Source organism: Pseudomonas lijiangensis, from assembly GCF_018968705.1.
GTDB classification, from domain to species: Bacteria; Pseudomonadota; Gammaproteobacteria; order Pseudomonadales; family Pseudomonadaceae; genus Aquipseudomonas; species Aquipseudomonas lijiangensis.
This window is the reverse complement of record NZ_CP076668.1, coordinates 4,102,363-4,119,913: the sequence shown is the minus strand read 5'-3', so window position 1 is coordinate 4,119,913 and position 17,551 is coordinate 4,102,363. Positions and strand designations below refer to the sequence as shown.

Sequence of the window (17,551 nt, the reverse complement as noted above, 5' to 3'; positions counted from 1 at the left end):
CGGGCAGATTAAAGTTCGCCTGATCGTGGACCCGGTCGCATAATGCAGAAGCCGGGGCGACTGCCCTGGGTTCAGTCCTGACTCATGACGGAGGTACTGTGAAGGCATTGCAAGGCGTTGAAGGACATGTGGAATGGGTCGAAGAGCCAGCCCCGGCCCTCGATGTGGGGCAGGTTCGGATCAAAGTGGCTGCTGCTGGCCTGAATCGGGCTGATCTGTTGCAGCGTGCGGGTCTGTATCCGCCACCGCCGGGCGTCACGTCGATCCTCGGGCTGGAGTGTTCGGGTGTGATCGACGAGGTCGGGCCGGGCACTTCCTGGCAGGTCGGAGACCGTGTCTGTGCGCTGCTGGCGGGCGGTGCGATGGCCGAAGAAGTGGTGGTCGATGCGCGTCATGTGCTGCCTGTGCCTGAGGGGCTCTCGCTGCATGAAGCGGCCGCGATCCCGGAAGTCTATGCCACGGCGTGGCTGAACCTGTTTCAACTGGCGGGTCTCAAGCCCGGTGAAAAAGTCTTGCTGCACGCCGGCGCCAGCGGCGTTGGTTCTGCGGGTATACAACTATGCAAGGCTTTCGGCAGCCCGGTCTGGGTCAGCGTCGGCTCTACCGAGCGTCTGGCGTATTGCGTCGAACTGGGCGCGCAGGGCGGGGTGGTGCGCAGTGACAGCCTTGAAAGCCTGAGTGACTTTGCTCCGTTCGATGTGATTCTCGATCCGGTCGGCGCCAATTACGCAGGGCTTAACGTCAAGCTGCTGGGCCTCGACGGCCGCTGGGTGCTGATCGGCCTGATGGGCGGGCGCGACGCTCAGGTGGACATGGCTCAGGTGCTGGGCAAACGCATTCAGGTTCTCGGTTCGACCTTGCGCAGCCGTGACGACTCGTTCAAGGCAGACCTGCTCAGCGATCTGGGCCAGCATGTCTGGCCGCTGTTCACCGAAGGGCGTCTCAAGCCGCAACTGGCCAGAACCTTTGGGATCAGTGACGCCGAAGCCGCATTCGCGGAGCTGGCGACCAATCAGGTGTCGGGCAAGATTGTGCTGGTTATCGACTCCAGTCTGGAGTGACACGCCTCCTGTGGGCATCGTGAGCGTTCTGCTCGCGATGCCTCTCTTCTGAGCCGCATTTCATCATTCATATTCTGTTTGCCGTCCGATCAGTGGCAGCGAAACCTGTCACTTCTGACAGTGTGAAAAAAAATGCCCAGAGCGTTCAATCAAGGCCAGTTCGTGCAGGTGGATAACGCACGGTTCGAGCACTTTTTGAACGAGGTCATGGGCGGTATGAATGAGGGGCGCTCGCTACAACCTTCTGAATGCTGTGTGGCGGCAAACACCGCATCGAATGCCAATCTGCTGCCTGCACCCGATGTGCCTGCGATCATTGATCCGAAAGACCCTTCCGGTCTTGTTCCAACCGGTACTCAGCTTGAGGATCTGGAGGTGTTGGTGCCTTTGTGGCCTGTATCGGCCTTGCCAGGTGAAAGCGATGTACTGACGCTTTTCTGGGGGGTATCGGACGTACCTGTTGCAACTCATACTTTTCCAGGCCCTGTGGACGCTTCCCTGTTTCCCTTCAGCCTGACCATTCCCAGTAACCTGTTGCAGTCTGACGGTTCCTATCAGATCCATTACCGGGTCGCGGGTGAAAACGGTTCTCCCATTCTTTCCATGCCCCGGACTGTCACCATCGACACCCATCCCCCCAGCTACAACCAGCAACTGCTGGCCTTGCTGCTGCCTGCTGACCTGAATGGCGGGTTCATCGATGAGGCTTATCTGGACAGCCATGGCAATCAGGTCGAGCTGAGGCTGCCGAGCCCTGTCTATCTGGATGCCGAAGAGGGGGATGTGATTGAGCTTTATTGGTCGCCAAACAATCCGCCGACCTCAGAGATGTCCAGCAGTAAACAGCTCACGCAGTCTGAAATCGATGCGGACGATATTCGCATGCTGTTGCCTGGCGATGTCATCCGCGATTCCGACAGGGATGGCATTTATTACGCGACCTACAAGGTTCGTGACCGGGCCGGGAACGAGACTCAGACATTTTCACGGGAGGCCTCAACGACGGTTGTGCTTAAACCACTGCCGGGCGGTGGCTTTCCAGAACCCGATTTCCCCGATGCAACGATATGGGGTTATTACAACTGTGAAAACGAACCCTGGAAGGGCGTTCGGGTGAGGATCAATTTCATCAACAATCTTTTCGAGTATCAGGACCGGATTGTTCTTTTCTGGCAAGGATACCGTTCATTGAATGGTATTGATCCCATTGCAGGCACCGAAGGTGTCTTCAATGCAACGATCCTGGCTACGCATGTGGTAGACGGTTATCTCGATATTATCGTCGAGCCTTTTATTCCTTATATCGAACCCATGGTCGAAGGGTCGGGTATTGCGACCTATGTGTTATTGAAAGGCAATGGACAGTCGGGGCGATCAGAGGAAGGACTGGTGAAGTTCAACAGACTTTTGCCGGGCGGTGATATCTGTGGGCCATGAACCGTCAGCAAGTAGCGAGCGCGTCATTGAGTCTGTTTTTATATGTTTATTCCGGCTTCATTAAAATTTCTGCATGAAAGAGCGGACTGTGCAGCTGTAAGAAAGGATGCTTTGAGTCATTCAGCATGACCCGTCTCAAGGAGAGCGACATGACGAACACTACACCCAGCGAAGAGACGAAAACCATCGAGCGGGCATTGGCCAGATACATGAGAAAGGCCAGTCAGGCACGAGGTGGAAGATCTGTACTCGCCAATCTGGCTGCTCCTGAGCATCCTTCCTGGTGGGGCGGGGATCCGGATTTTGCCGACCTGGTTCCGCGGGAAGATCAGGAAAAGGATATGCCCATTACCATCGCGTTATGGCCCAACTATGCAAGCGTGGCCGGTGATGTGGATACCCTGTATTTCGAGTGGAAGCTGGCGACCTCATCCACTTGGGCAGAGGTCCAGACGATTCAGTTTCCCGGGCCTATAAACGCGGCTGACTTTCCCAAACAGCTGGACTTCAAAAGCTCGAATTTTGCTCTGGAAGGCACGTTCGAGTTGCGCTATCGCGTGGTCATTGAAAATGGAACGGACACGCCCTCGGATGTGACTACGTTCATCATCGACAAGACGCCACCGCATAATAATCAATCGCCTGCGAAGTTGACGTTTGTCGATCAAGCCACCATCGACCAGGACGGTATCACCCAGGATTACATCACCGCCAACAGTGGTGTACCCGTGGTCATCCCGCCTTATGCGGATGAAAAGCCGGGCGATAGCGTGCAGTTCTATATCTATTCGGCCACGCAGCCAATAGACCCTGTGCATGAAGGAACCCTCAATGCCAATCGTGAAGTCATCATTCCGGGCGATGCATTCAGTCTGCCGGATGGAATGATCTATCTGGATTATCGCCTGTTGGACAAGGCCGGCAACCGAGGCCCCTTTTCTGACCGGACGCAAACCGGCCTGTTCATCGGGCCTCTGCCTGTCGAGCCACTGGACGCTCCTTTGGTGCCACTGGCCGATGACGGTGTGCTGGACCTGGTGGATATCTCCAGCACGCCTGAACTGGTACAGATCACGCTATATGGCAACTGGCTCAATTCCGATCACGTCATCCTGACCTGGGGGACCGCAGCCCTGAAGGTCGATCACACGGTCGGGCCTACGCCCGTCGATCCCATTATTCTGGGGGTGCCTTATTCGACGGTTGTGCAACCTGCCTATGGCGATGCCACAAAAGGTCCCAAGGCAACGGATATCAGCTATGTCGTGCAGCGCGGCAACAGAAATTTTCCTTCCCCGGCGACGACCATCAATGTGGATCTGTTTGTGCCTGGCCCTGTCAATCCTGACAGACCCGATCCCATCAACAGGAGCCTGCCCAGGGTGACGGTGAGGGGAACCGGTCCAAATGCCACGGACAACGTCTTGAATGCCGATGACGCCAGTTTGCCGGTGGAGGTAAGCGTTGCGCTTTATGACCCCATTGGTGCGGGGGAGCGAATGAAGCTGTACTGGAAGTCCACAGACAAATCGGTGGGTCTTTATCTACCTGATCCGGCAGCGGATACCCCCGGTGATATTTATACATTTACCGTTGCATGGGATGACATCAAGGACAAGCCGGCCGAAGTCGACTTGCCTGTGTTCTATACGGTCGGCCTGGCCGACGGTTCCGGAAACAAGGAAATGTGCGAGCCCACGCTGGTGGATGTCACCGCCGCCTTGCCCATAAAACTTGCCTCGCCCGTATTTCCTGATGCGCGAACCAGTGGCTCTGGGCAACCCATCCTCAATTGCACATCGTTCATCGATGCCGATCACCATGTGCGGGTCGAGGTGCCTGGCAATAACCCGTTGCTGCAGGGCGGGGAAGAGCTCACTTTCACGTGGCAGGCTTACAATACACGTGAAGGGCTCTCGGGCGATGAAGCAGGCACGGAGTGGACACTCACCAAAACCATCACCGACGTGGAAGCGAGTAGCGGCTTCACTTTCAATGTAGAGCCTTATATGGATCATATCGAGCCGGTAGGTCGTGATGGTTCTATCCGCTTGAAGTATGTATCCAAAACGACTCCGCCCATGGTGGGGGATGTTTATATTCGTGCTTCCTCTACTAATGCGGGCGGAACATGCTTTGTCTGATTAGAGAAAGTTCTTATAAGAAAGCCGCAACCCTGCGGCTTTTTTTATAAACGTTATTCCAGTTGGATGATAAACGGTACTTTTTAAAGCTAGTAGGAAACTACACTCAGCGCTACAGGAATATTCCTACATAGATTTAGCCAGGGACGAAGTAATCTGCGCGGTCGGGTCCTTCGGTGCTGTCGCTCCGTTGGAAGGTGATTTTTTTCCATGGGGTGCAGTCATGTACAAGCGGTCTGTTTTTGGCTTTTATAAAGCCAGAAGTGGTTTCTCTATTTTCCTGCTTATGTGTTTCAGTACTGTAACAGTGGCCGGTACATTACAACCGGGGGAAGTTAAAACAATCAATGCAACCAATGTCGTCGAACGCTGGACATTGGCTCAAGACTCGACACTTACAGTCGATGGTGCCCAGACACTGGCGATCAACAGCGGGGCTGACAATGCGACGCTCAACGTCAATGCCAACAGTACGACACAGGAAATCAATCTGGGCAGTGGTTCGGTAGCCATTATCCATAGCGCGACCATTACAGCCACTGCTGCCAGCCCGTTCGGGTTGTCAATCACCAACGGGCGGGCAACGCTCACCGATACGGCGATTACCAGTGAAGGTGGCATCGGGTTGCGCGGCGTTCAGTTGCCTGCCAGCAGCGGCAGTATTCTGAACGTGACAGGTGGCACGGTAAGCGGGGGCATTGGTGGCGTATCACTTTCAGCCCTCAGTACCCTGGACATGACCGGTACTCAGGTAACCGGTACAGGTGCCAGTAGTTACGGTATCCGGGCTTTCAGTTCCGATATGACATTGCGCAGCAGCACCATCAAGGGCGGCAGCAATGGCATTCAGTACCGCTCCAATGCGGGCGCTGTACGTGAAGGGACAGTCAATCTTGACGGTACTCATGTCGAAGGTGGCAGTGGCGCGGCCATCCTGATTGACGGACTGGGTACGCCAATGGTGGCCAATCTGAATCTGCTCAATGGCACGACTCTTACCGGCGGTAATGGCAATGCCCTTGAAGTCAAGGCGCTGGCGACTGCCAATGTCCTGATTCAAGGCAGTGCCCTGACGGGGAATATCGAGATATCCGACGGCAGTACTGGCAACATCAGCCTTGATCAGGCATCGCTTCAGGGAAACATCACGGCTGATGGCACCAGCTCCAGCAGCCTGACCCTGAACAACCAGTCGGTGTTCACCGGCAGCCTGACTCATGTGGACAGCGTCAACATCAACAGCCAGTCGCAATGGAACATGACCGCTGACAACACCGTGGCCAGTCTGGCGATGAATGGCGGCACGGTGAAGTTCGGTGATCCTCAAGCTTTCCACCGACTGGATGTCGGAACCCTGTCCGGAAACGGTAGTTTCCAGATGGATGTCGACTTTGCCACCAACGAGCATGACAGCATGAATGTCACGGGGTCGGCCACGGGTAGTCATACCTTGCTGATTGCCGGGTCCGGTGTCGATCCGGTTTCGCCTGAACAGTTGACCATGGTGCAAATGGCAGGAGGGGACGCGGTATTCTCGCTGGCCGGTGGTGCGGTCGATGTGGGCACCTGGTCTTACGGGCTGTCATCCAGAACGGATGCCAACGGCGCTACCGAGTGGTATCTGGACCCGTCGAAAACAACCATCAGCCCTGGCACCCGTTCGGTACTTGCTCTGTTCAATACTGCACCGACGGTCTGGTATGGCGAGCTGACTTCCCTGCGCAGCCGAATGGGCGAACTGCGTTTCAATGGTGGTCAGGCCGGTGGCTGGGTTCGTGCCTATGGCAACAAATACGATGTGGCTGACGCTTCAGGTGTGGGTTATCAGCAAAATCAGCAGGGCTTTTCTCTGGGCGCCGATGCACCGCTGCCTGTGGGTGACGGGCAATGGCTGATCGGGGTCATGGCGGGTCACAGCACGTCTGACCTGAACCTCAATCGCGGCACTTCCGGCACGGTCAAGAGTTACTACCTGGGCACTTACGCGACCTGGCTGGATCAGGGCAGCGGTTACTACTTCGATGGTGTCATCAAGTTCAACCGTTTCCGCAATGAAGCTCAAGTCGGCATGAGTGACGGTGACCGCTCCAAAGGCGACTACGACAATCTGGGCGTGGGGGGCTCTGTGGAGTTCGGGCGCCACATCAAACTGGACAATGGCTATTTCATGGAACCCTTCACCCAGCTTTCCGGTGTGGTCATCCGGGGCAGGGATTACGATCTGGACAACGGCATGCAGGCCAGCGGCGATCGGACCCGATCCTTGTTGGGCAAGGTGGGCATGACCGCCGGACGCAACTTTACCTTCGCCAGCGGTCATGTCGTGCAGCCTTACGTGCGGGTGGCCGGTGCGCACGAATTCGCGAAAAACAATGAAGTGAAAGTCAATGACAATGTCTTCAACAATGATCTGTCCGGTTCACGGGGTGAGTTGGGCGCAGGTGTCGCCGTAGCCTTTTCCGAAAGCCTGCAGGTGCATGCCGATTTCGATTACGCAAAAGGCGAGCATATCGAGCAGCCGTTCGGGGCGAATGTCGGGTTGCGTTATTCGTGGTAACAGGACGCTCCCTGCCTGTAGTAAACGGCTATTTTCCATGTCATGTCCTGTGTGTGTCCGTTTGAGTGGGCAACTTGCCGATGGTCAGCTCCAATACGTGTGAGTATTGATATTTCCCGGTGCTGGCGAGCTTGAGGCTGTAGGACACCTTCACAGTGCTATCGATAGTGGGTTCGATCACTGACCTCAGAATATGAAAGGTCAGCGGCTGGCCTGCACTGGGGCTGGTGATGGGAACCCAGTCTCTGGCACTGCCCTCCAGCGACGCTCCGTGCCAATACCAGGTCAGAACATCGCCAGTGGCGGTCCCTGGATAAGAGACACGCAATGTTGCGTGTTCGGGCACTCGATCCGGGTCCAGCTGGTTGCCCTGAGCTTCATCCACAGAGGGGGCGGGTAGCTCGAAAGCTGGCCTGGCGACGACAAGGTACAAGTGATCCGAGGCCCGCACGTCGAAAGCCCCCGGGGCATCATTGGAAACCCGATAACTGATGTCCAGTTTGCCGCTGCTCAATGGCGCGATGTGTTCTGCGGTCACTGGAATATGGATGACATTGCCCACTTCGCCCGCCGATACGCTGTGCTGGGTTTCATGCAGGTAGGGTGTGCCGTTCTGAAGTGTTCCGAGCCATATCATATCGATGGAGTCGCCACTCTCCATGTCGGCATAGACCGGGATTTGCACATGGGCGCGCTCAAGTTCCGGATCGAGTAAATCCCCCACTGTTTGCACGACCATCGGCATGGGCAAGGGGATCCGGCCGGTAATTCGTGCCAGGGCGCGTTTGGAGGATTGAGGAGGATCACCGTTGGCTTTGGTCAGGACATAGGAGGCTTCAGCGCGACCCTCGCGAATCGCACGTATATCGACGTTGGGCACCCGGGGTTCGAGAACCACAGGGATATTGGTCAGGGTGATGGCTTCAGTGTGGGTCAGGGGCGAGCCTGTCACTGTGGTTCCGGCCCAGGTCATGGTCACGGTATCGCCTCGTTCGAAAGGTGTTCCCCTGACTTCTATCTGCACGACTTCATCACGCCCTCCCAGCCGTTCAAGATCAATGATCCCATTGACAGTCTCCCTCAGAATCGGCGCGTCAAGCCGGTGTGCGCCAGCCTCTACTCTGACGCTGGTGCGCAATGACCAGTCTGTGGAGAAGTTCCAGACCTCATCGAAGACCTCGTAATGCACCAGCAGATCGGTGGCGTCGCCACCGGCGAGTATGGTTGCCTGATCGACAATCATCGCAATCGGGTCGCTGCCGCTGGCTTCGCCGGGCGTGACCTTGTGCGTAAGGTCGGTGTTGCCCCATTTCATGTGGAGGGTGTCGTGGGCGGCGCGTCCGGGGTAGGCGGCAATCTGCACGGGGATGCCTTTTGCGGCCCAGTCGGCATCGATGCCGTTGTCGATCACATCCTGAGGCAGGCGGGGTGAGGCGAGTTCGGAGTGGCCTGGAAGGTGAGGGTCTTTGTCTACGCCACCGGGAAGATCGAGTTTGACCCTCAGGCGCAGTGCGACCGAATCTTCAGGCGTAGTGGCGCCTTTGCGTATCAAGCGATAGAACACTTTCTCGGCCCACTCCGGCTTGACCGGGGTAGTCGAAAGATAGAAGAACACGCGTTTATTGATGTCTTTGACCGCGATGTCGTATTCGGCAACCAGGGTCTGATCCCAGTAAATCTCAAGATGATCGCCTTCACTCATGCGTTGATAGGGATCGACTGCAGCCAACAGGCCCATTGGACTGTCGTTGATGATGCCAGCGTTGATACCGCCATCGCCTCCTTCGACCGGGGTTGCCATGCCACTGATCAATACGGGGCGTAATGCCAGTGCGCCATAGCCATCGTCTTGGGGAGGGAACAAACGGGGTGAGTAGCGTTTCATGCCTGCACTTCCTTATGTGCACGAAGGCTCCTGATCCAGTGCCAATGGCCGGATCGGGAGTCTTCAGGATTAGTCTTCCAGCGCACGACTGCTCAAGCCCGGTGTGCCAGGGGATAGCTGATCGTTCAGTTCGTAGACAAAGGGCTCGTGGTTGGCAAGTGTCGCCCTGATGACAGGGAGGAAGTTGCCGGTGGTCTTGAAGTAGTCCGCCTGAATGAACTGCGCGTGTGGCTTCGACTGGGGCTCGGAATAGAAGAATCCTTCCAGAGGCAGCTTTTCGGGGATGTCCTGCGGCCATGCAGCGATGATGAGTTCATTCCAGTAATCCTTGGCAGAACCCAGGGTATTGCGCACGTTGATGTTGAGCTGAAATTGCGCCGGGCTGGGCGTGAATGCACAACTGGAGCTTGCCGTGCTGGCATATCGCGCCCTCCATCCCTCCACTGTCACGATGCCTTGTTGCAGGCAGCTTTCGCGGCAACTGTCGGGAATTATTGAGGTGCTCGCATTCACAGGATAGGAGCAACGCAGCGTCACAGGATGAATGGCGGGCGCGAATGACTCTTTCATGATGAATCCATGATTGCCGGCGAGTTTCAATGTGCCAACGTCTGCGCGCAGATAGCTGAAAGATACTCCGTTGCGGCTGACCGAGTTGGGGCTTGGATTCCACGCATGAAATTGCGGGGTGGCGTCGGCACCACGAATCAATACGCCATTGCAGAAGTAAGCGGCCTTGTCATCCCGGCATTGAGGGGCGGTGTCCTGATAACGCTGATTCAACCGTGAAGCGATTTCGTAACCCACATACAACTGATCCTGAAGATTGAAACCGAACACGTTTGGGGAGTTGTCCTGCAGGTCCATGCGCACAACTGTCAGCCATTGGCCGGTGGCATTGAAGTAATCACGCTGATCCTTCTGGGCTGCGGACAACGCACCAGCCTGGTCGATGTCGTAGAACAGCGCTTGTACCGGAATATCCCGTGCAGTGCTCGGGTCCCAGTTCTTGAGTTGCAACTGGTTGGTCTGGGCCGACCCTGGGCTGCCCAGCATTTCGTGGGCCTGAAGGCTGGCGATGAACTGGAGCGGATCCAGGCTGCTCAAGGAGCATTGCTGTCCTGGCTTGCTGCCCTGTTGCTGAAAGTGCGTCAGCCATGTCGCGGCATCGGTGACGCCCAGTGCGCTGCATGAACTGACATCGTTTGCCGAAGGCTCGAATCTGACGGGCAGGGCACAGCCATGATTGCCGCGAGTGTTGTCCAGCCCCTGAGTGAGCGGGTAAGCGCAGAGTATTTCCAGTTGCTTGCCATCGCCAATGGCTGTGAACAGATCGCTGAAAATCACTCCGTTTGGCTGAGGCAGTTGCCGTATGCCCACGTCGCTGCGCAGGTAGACAAGCCCTTCGGCACCCAGGGCAGTGGCATTGGCGTTGTGGTGCCAGAACATCTGACCGGCCTGCCGTGCAGCGGCTTGTACCAGTACGCCGCTGCATTGCCAGGCAGGTTTGTCATTCGCACACGTGCTGGCGGTGCTCTGGTAGCGGTTATTGAGCAGTTGTACGGTTTCCGGGCCGGTGATGGCCTGGGCGCTGACGCAGGCGAACAACCCCAGTGATGCAATGATGTTGGTAAATATGCTCAGGGTCTTCATGACCTTCCCGCCTCCTTTTTCCATGGCCTGTCGTGGTACGGTTCAGTGGGGTTCGCTGCCGGACTGCATGGAGCGCGATGCAGGCGCTCCGGGAGCCAGTTGTTGTGCGGGATCGTAGGAAAAGAACTTGCCGTCGGTAGCGTTGAGGTCCATTTCCACGATGGGAAGAAAGCGCTGGGTCTGCTGGAAGTAATCGTTCTGAATGAACTGAGCCTGTGCCAGGCCACCGATGTTTTTCTGATGGAAAAAAGCTTCCAGGGGCAATTCCTTCGGGATGTTCCGCGGCCATGCCGCGATCATGATTTCGTTCCAGTAGAGGTTGGCGGGCAATACCTGGCGTACATCGATGCTCAACTGGAACTGCACGGCGCCGGGGCCGAATGCACAACTGCTGTAGGGATAGGCCTGAAAGCGTGCTGCCCATGCCGCCACGGTGGTCACTCCCATCGCCTCGCACTCGCCACGGAAGGTGCAGGGATCAGGGCTGCCGCTTGTAGCCGCATCGTATGGATAGGCACAGCGCAAGGGTGGCAAGTAGGTCGTGGGAGCGTTGTAAGCCTTGAAGGTAAAACCGTAGGGGCGGTTGTAAGCCAGCATGTTGATGTGCACGTCGCTGCGCGCATAGGTGAATGAAACGCCGTTGTTGGCTATGGAACCGGGGCTCGGATCCCAGGCGTGGAAGGCGGGTGTTGCATCATTGGAACGAAACAATACGCCGTTGCAGTAGTAGGCTGCTCTTCCATCGGGACATTGCGTACGGGTATCGGCATAGCGTTTGTTCATGGCATCCACGACGCTGTAGCCGACATACAACTGGTCCTGGAGATTGAAGCCGAACACCTTGCCGGAGCTGTCCTCAAGGTTCATGCGTACCACCGGCAGCCATTGGCCGGTGGCCGTGAAGTAATCGCGCTGATCCTTCTGGGCTGCGGACAACCCGCCGGTCTGACTGATGTCATAGAACAGCGCCTGGACCGGGATATCCTGCGGTGTGGTCGGGTCCCAGTTTCTGAGTTGCAACTGATTGGCTCTTGCCGACCATTCACTGTCCAGACTTTCATGGGCCTGAATACTGGCCTTGAACTGGAGCGGGTCAAGGCTGCTTAACGAGCATTGTTGTTGCGGCTGATTGCCTTGCTGCTGAAAGTGCGTCAGCCATGACGAAGCATCGGTGACACCCTGCGCACTGCATGAGCTGGCATCGTTTGCCTCTGGCTCAAATGTGCCGGGCAGGGCGCAGCCATAATTGTCGCGGTTGCTGTCGAGCCCCGGTGTGAACGGGTAAGCGCAAAGTATTTCCAGCTTCTTGCCATTGCCGACGGCTGTGAACAGGTCACTGAAAACCACCCCGTTGGGCTGACTCACTTGCCGTATGCCCAGATCGCTGCGCAAGTAGATCAGCCCTTGCGCCCCCAGAGCAGTGGCATTGTCGTTGTGCTGCCAGAACATCTGTCCGGGCTGTCGTGTCTCGGCCAGCAGCAGTACGCCATTGCATTGCCAGGCAGGTTTGTTGACGGCGCAAGTGGTGGCGGTGCTCTGGTAGCGATTGTTGAGCAATTGCACGGTTTGCGGACCGGTGATTGCCTGGGCATTGCAACAGGCGAACAACACCAGCGATACGATGGCGTTGATAAGTGTTCCTGTGGTCTTCATGACCTTTCAGCCTCCCTGAATAGAGGTGCAGCGCCCTGCGCCCGGTCAAGTGTCCGGGCGGGGCGTACACCGTTACTGGCTGGTTTTCTCCCGGCTTCTGTAAGTGGCAAGTTGAGCGGCTGTCGACGAAACGCCCACGGCCTGGAGAGGCAGGGAAGCGTCGCTGCTGCTGGCATTTTCATCGACATCGTTGCCGCTGAGGTCGTAAGTCCAGTAGGTCCCGCCCCCCAGAGCATCTGCGGTCCAGAAGGGGTAGTCGAGCCAGCCCAGATAGGTGCTCACCGGCAGGTTGTCGGAGTATTGCGTCCAGAGCTGCTTGAACTGCGCCACGGTGATCGGATCGACTCCGGCTGCCGTGCAGACGCTCTGCATGCCGGCCCAGTCGGTGCTGCCGGTGAGGAAGTGAACGACCTTGATGCCACTGACGGTCAGGGAATAGGCGCGTGTTTCTCCCGTGCTGTCGCGTGCGCTGATCGTGCATGAACCATTGGTCCTGGCCGTCGCGGTACCGTCAGCGTCTACCGTTGCCACACTGTCGTCGCTGCTGCTGTAGGTGTAAGGCCCCGTGCCCCAGTCGGCCGCTCGGGTAATCTGTGCAAACGCCGGAGGGTTTGCCGGCAATTCATGTTCGGCAACGACGTAGTTTTTCGTGCTCAGGTCCAGCGTCGCGTCAGCCTCGAACCCGGCGCTCAGGGTCAGTAGCAATTCATCCGAGGGTTCCTCATCCGTTGCGCCTGCCGGAGTGACGCCATACCAGACCCTGACGGTCGTTTCCTCAACGTTCTGAAATACCGAAGCTGGCACTTCAAAGTCGATTCCTGGCCCCGGACCATTGCGACCGACCGTGATGTAGTCGATCAGCTCTTCGCCAACGTACAGGCTGACCTTGTCGAGATACTTCAAGGCCCCCGGCGGGATATGGGTCACAATGGCGCGGTCTGGATCGGTCCCGGGGTCGAGCATATCGTTTTCAGCTTCGTCGATTACCGGCTTTGCCCAGGCCGCTGTTGTCTGCAAGGCGCCGATGCTGCTGAACTCGCTGACGAGTTTTTCGCTTGAGCGTCTGGCTGTCACGGCTCGGCCTCTGGAAGCTGCTGTCGCCAGATAAGACACGTTTCCACGCAGCAGGCCTTGCACACTGCTGCTGTCACCGCCACCACCGGCAACTCCCCAGGTGACGACTCGACCGTCCGAGGTCAAGGCCACAAAACTCTGGCTGTTGGCATACACGGCCTGGACGTTGGTGAGTTCCGTGACCACGCTGGCGGTGTTGCCACCCAGGGTGGCATCGCCCCAGGCCACGACTGTTCCGTTACGCCGCAAGGCGGCAAAAGCCTTGGCGTTACCCACCACCTGCACGATGTCAGTGAGCGTTGCGATGTCTTGAGGAACGGTGCCGCCATGAGTCGCGGTGCCCCAGGCCACCACTCGACCGTTGCTTCGACGTGCGGCGAATGCCTGCCAGGTGGAACTGACTTCCTGAATATCCCTCAGTGATGCGATATCCCCGGGCACGGTGCCGCCATGGGAGACGCTCCCCCAGGCCATGACCTGCCCGGTGGTCCTGATCAGCGTAAAGGCCTGTGCGCTGGAAGATCCCAGTTCCCGGATATCCGTCAAGGCAGCGATGTCGGCCGGGACGGTTCCGCCATTGGCCGGGTTCCCCCAGGCAACGACTCTTCGGTTTGCGCGCATGGCAGCAAAGGCGCTGTAGTTACCCGATACCTCGACGATGTCGGTCAGGGCCGCGATATCTCCTGGCACGGCCCCGCCAAAACTTTCATGGCCCCATGCGACCACCTGGCCGGTGCGCCGCAGGGCTGCGAATGCAAGACCCGCTCCCACGACCAGGCTGATGTCGGTCAGGCCCGCAATGGGCGCTGGTACGCTGCCTCCGTAGGTCACATCACCCCAGGCGACCACGCTCCCGGAAGTCTTGATGCCGGCAAAGGACACTCCATTGCTGCTTACCGACACAAAGTTGTCTGACGGGACGCTGCCCTGTGAACCACCTTCAGAGGTATTTCCCCACACGACCACATGATTATTGGTGCGGCGTGCGGCAAAAGCGCTACGGGTGCAGCTGACTTCGACTATATCGTCCATCGTGATAATCGTTGCAGGAATGCTGGCGCCGTAGGACGCATTACCCCAGCCGATCACATCCCCGGTATCGCGATGGGCTACAAGCGCCGCATCACCGCTGGTGGTAGTGTCGTTACCGTTGCCAATGATATTGGCCGGGTTGAGTGTGAGCAGATCCCCCTGGCTGCGCACCCGCAGGATGAGGTCGGGACGTGTATCGCGCCATGTGGTGCCCTGACCCCATGTGGAGTCGCCCTCGTATTGCCAGTCGGCCATCAGGGGGGCTCCGGTTGTGACGTGCATTGCACTGATCCAGCGCGGTGTCGCTGAACTGCGGTAACTGCTCCTGTTGAAACGCGCGCCCATGACCTTCAGTACGCCCGCACCCTGGGAGGTCTCGACATCGTAGGTCGCCAACGGCGAAGGGCCTTCCATGCTGCTGTCCTGGCGTTTGATCATATAGCTGAGGTCGACCTGATGGCCATCGTTGGCCAGAACAGTGGCGTAGGCGATATCGATCAGTAGCACGCCATCAGCGGTGACGGGTTTGGTGGGGGTTACGCTGCCTCCGCCCGGCTGGCCGGCCCAGACGAGGGTGACCGAATCTCCGGTTTTCAGTTTCGCTTCGGCACCAATACGAACGTGGGCACCGTTGAGGGCATTATTGGGGTCCAGCAGCAGGCCATCGGCCTCGTCAATGACGGGAGCTGGCAGCGGCGCTGTCTTGACATCGAACGCCAGAGGCAGGGAAGGCTGGTCATCGCCGGAAAGCGGTGTGACCACATAGGTGACCGTAACCCTGGCATCAACACTTTTGCGAACCTCATCAAGAGGGACTGTAAACACTACATCCTTGCCGACCATGATCCCGGTGATATTTTTCTCGAGGATGTAAGGCGCGGTGCCTTTATCGTCCTGCCAGGTGACGATCAGGTAATCCCCGGCCACCATGCCATCCCAATGGGGAACGATGAGCCTGGCCCCAGAGGGAATTTCCTCCAGCCCCAGAAGGCCATCTTCACTGCCGGGTACGGAAGGTTCAGGCAGGGACACTTGCTGTTCGCTACCGACTTTGAAGGACAGGATTTCCGAGTCACTGCGCCGGTTGCTGCCTACATGGATGACCCAGCATGACGCCTCAACCGTACCACCATCGTTGGGGGCAATATGGCTGCCCGAAATGTCGAACACCACGGGCTTGTTCAAGGTGAACGTGGTTATTTTTATCCAGTCAGTGGTTTCTCCGCTGACGCTGCCTTTCCAGAGGTAGTGGACGTAGTCGCCCAGTTCCATGCCCGGGTACACCGCCACTGTCAGGGTGGTGTCGGTCATTTGCGGATCCATCACACCGTCCACGATCCCGAACACGTTGGGAGCTGGCAGCTCGGCACGGGGTTCCCCGATATTCAGTCTTGTTGCGTGGGCCGACTCGCGCTGCACGATCGTGCCGTTCATGTCCTTGGCCAGCACGTAATAGAGTTCCAGAGTCCCGCCTTCGATGGCTTTCAAGTGAGTGCCCGGCACCCTCATGGTGATCGGCAGCTCGCTGTCCTGCTCACCGTTGGTGATGTTGTGGGGCGTCAGTTGAGGGTCGTAGATGGTCATGTCGGGGCGAGTCCCTATCCATTTGAGGATGATCTGGTCGCCTGCCGCCATGCTGATGTCCCATGGAATCTGAATACGGGTGCTGGCCAGATCCGGGTCGATAGCGCCCTGGACTGCGTCAACGGCGATGGGTTCCGCCATGCGTGTGGCTTCACCGATAACCGTGATAAAGGCGCCTCTGGAAAGCGACTCACTGCTGTCCGCATGCACCACCCGGTAAGTGAAGATCGCCTGGGATTTGGCCAGTTGACGAATGAGAGCGTTGGGGACGGTTTGTTCAAGCACTTTCGGCAGTGCAGTGACCGGTAACTCAGGGGCTTCGTAAAGGACGGGGTCTCCCTCGACGGTCGTGCCTGTCAGCTTGACCACGATCTTGTCGCCAATGATGAAGTCGGGTTTGGTGGCAATGATCTGTGCAGTGACCGGCGCGGTGCCCAGGCTGTCGAGATCGAGCACGCTGTTAATGGCTTCCTTGACGATAATGGCCTCCAGACGCGAGTTGCCGGTATCGACAATGATGCGTGTTTCGGCGCTCCAGTCCTCGGAACGGTTCTGCACGATGTCATAGACTTCGAAGGTCACCGCCAACCCGTCATCACCCGAGTCGCCTGCTGCCAGAATAGTGGCTTCGTCTACGGTCATGACGACCGGCTTGCCGACTTCGGTGGCCAGTACTGTGTGATTGAGGAACTGACCACCCCATGACAGCCTTATTTCATCGTTTTCCGTCATGTTGGGGTACGGTTCGATCGTGGCTTCTACGCCTGCCTTTGCCGCATCGGCGTCCACTCCGTCATTGATGATCTCTTGCGGCAGGCTGAAGCGCAGTTCGGAGTGGCCGGGCACATCTTCGTCCATGTCCTCACCACCGGGACGATCCAGCTTGACGAAAACAGGTGTCTCGGCAGAGTCCTCCGGTACATTCCCCAGACGTGTCAGCCTGTAGTGCAGCTTGTGAGAGCCAGGTGTCAGGCGTGCAGCATTGATGAAGGTCGTAACCCGCTGGTCGACTTCCCCGGCCTCGATGTTTTCCGTGACCACAATGGTGTTGTCCAGCAACACCTTGACGTTGTCACCTTCCGACATCTGCGACCAGTGCGGGATATAGAGCTGCAGCCCATGCAGTGGAAAATTATCCTGGGCTGCTCCGATATTGATCCCCCATTCGCCGCTGGGAATGGGGCCTGTGCGGCCGGGGATTTCCAGTTCTACAGGAATCAGCAACGAAAAGGCGCCTTGAACCGCTTTGCCGATCAGCATCTCTACGCCGTTCTCCAGTTTTTCGGCAGGGATATAGGTGCTGATGCGCATGACGTTGTCCAGCGCAAGGCTGATCTGGCTGCCTTTATCTGGAGGGAGGTCGTGGGTGGAGACAAAGAACCTCAAGGGCTCTGGGGTATCGGGTTCCTGAGAGGCTTCGGGAACGAGGGTGTTATCCATGTCAATTGACTCCAAGGGCTTGTCCATGGAG

Annotated in this window: 8 protein-coding genes; 4 read left to right on the top strand and 4 right to left on the bottom strand. The window is 57.5% G+C overall.

Annotated features, from left to right (window positions below; genetic code table 11):
• The first annotated feature begins 98 nt into the window (after positions 1-98).
• From KQP88_RS17020 to KQP88_RS17005, 4 genes are all read left to right on the top strand, one after another.
• Positions 99-1,061, top strand: a complete 963-nt coding sequence (locus KQP88_RS17020) for an NAD(P)H-quinone oxidoreductase (protein ID WP_216703696.1) — start codon at positions 99-101, stop codon at positions 1,059-1,061.
• Between the two features lie 132 nt (positions 1,062-1,193).
• Positions 1,194-2,498: a hypothetical protein gene (locus tag KQP88_RS17015; protein WP_216703695.1), complete on the top strand. Its 1,305-nt coding sequence runs from the start codon at positions 1,194-1,196 to the stop codon at positions 2,496-2,498.
• A gap of 149 nt (positions 2,499-2,647) precedes the next feature.
• A complete protein-coding gene (locus tag KQP88_RS17010; protein WP_216703694.1) occupies positions 2,648-4,642 on the top strand; it encodes a hypothetical protein in 1,995 nt (664 codons plus the stop codon).
• Positions 4,643-4,949: 307 nt separating this feature from the next.
• Positions 4,950-7,199, top strand: a complete 2,250-nt coding sequence (locus KQP88_RS17005) for an autotransporter outer membrane beta-barrel domain-containing protein (RefSeq protein ID WP_221556322.1) — start codon at positions 4,950-4,952, stop codon at positions 7,197-7,199.
• A 40-nt stretch (positions 7,200-7,239) separates the two neighbouring features.
• On the opposite strand, the gene KQP88_RS17000 is transcribed toward KQP88_RS17005, so the two are convergent.
• From KQP88_RS17000 to KQP88_RS16985, 4 genes are all read right to left on the bottom strand, one after another.
• Positions 7,240-9,084 carry a hypothetical protein gene (locus KQP88_RS17000; protein WP_216703693.1) on the bottom strand — a complete coding sequence of 615 codons (1,845 nt, stop codon included), beginning with the start codon at positions 9,082-9,084 and terminating at the stop codon, positions 7,240-7,242.
• 69 nt (positions 9,085-9,153) lie between these two features.
• Complete coding sequence (locus KQP88_RS16995; protein ID WP_216703692.1) at positions 9,154-10,737, bottom strand: hypothetical protein; 1,584 nt, start codon at positions 10,735-10,737, stop codon at positions 9,154-9,156.
• A 42-nt stretch (positions 10,738-10,779) separates the two neighbouring features.
• Entirely contained in the window at positions 10,780-12,390 is a 1,611-nt protein-coding gene (locus KQP88_RS16990; RefSeq protein WP_200992520.1) for a hypothetical protein, read from the bottom strand.
• Between the two features lie 72 nt (positions 12,391-12,462).
• Positions 12,463-17,520, bottom strand: coding sequence for an Ig-like domain-containing protein (locus KQP88_RS16985; RefSeq protein ID WP_216703691.1), 5,058 nt, complete (start codon positions 17,518-17,520; stop codon positions 12,463-12,465).
• Positions 17,521-17,551: the final 31 nt, after the last annotated feature.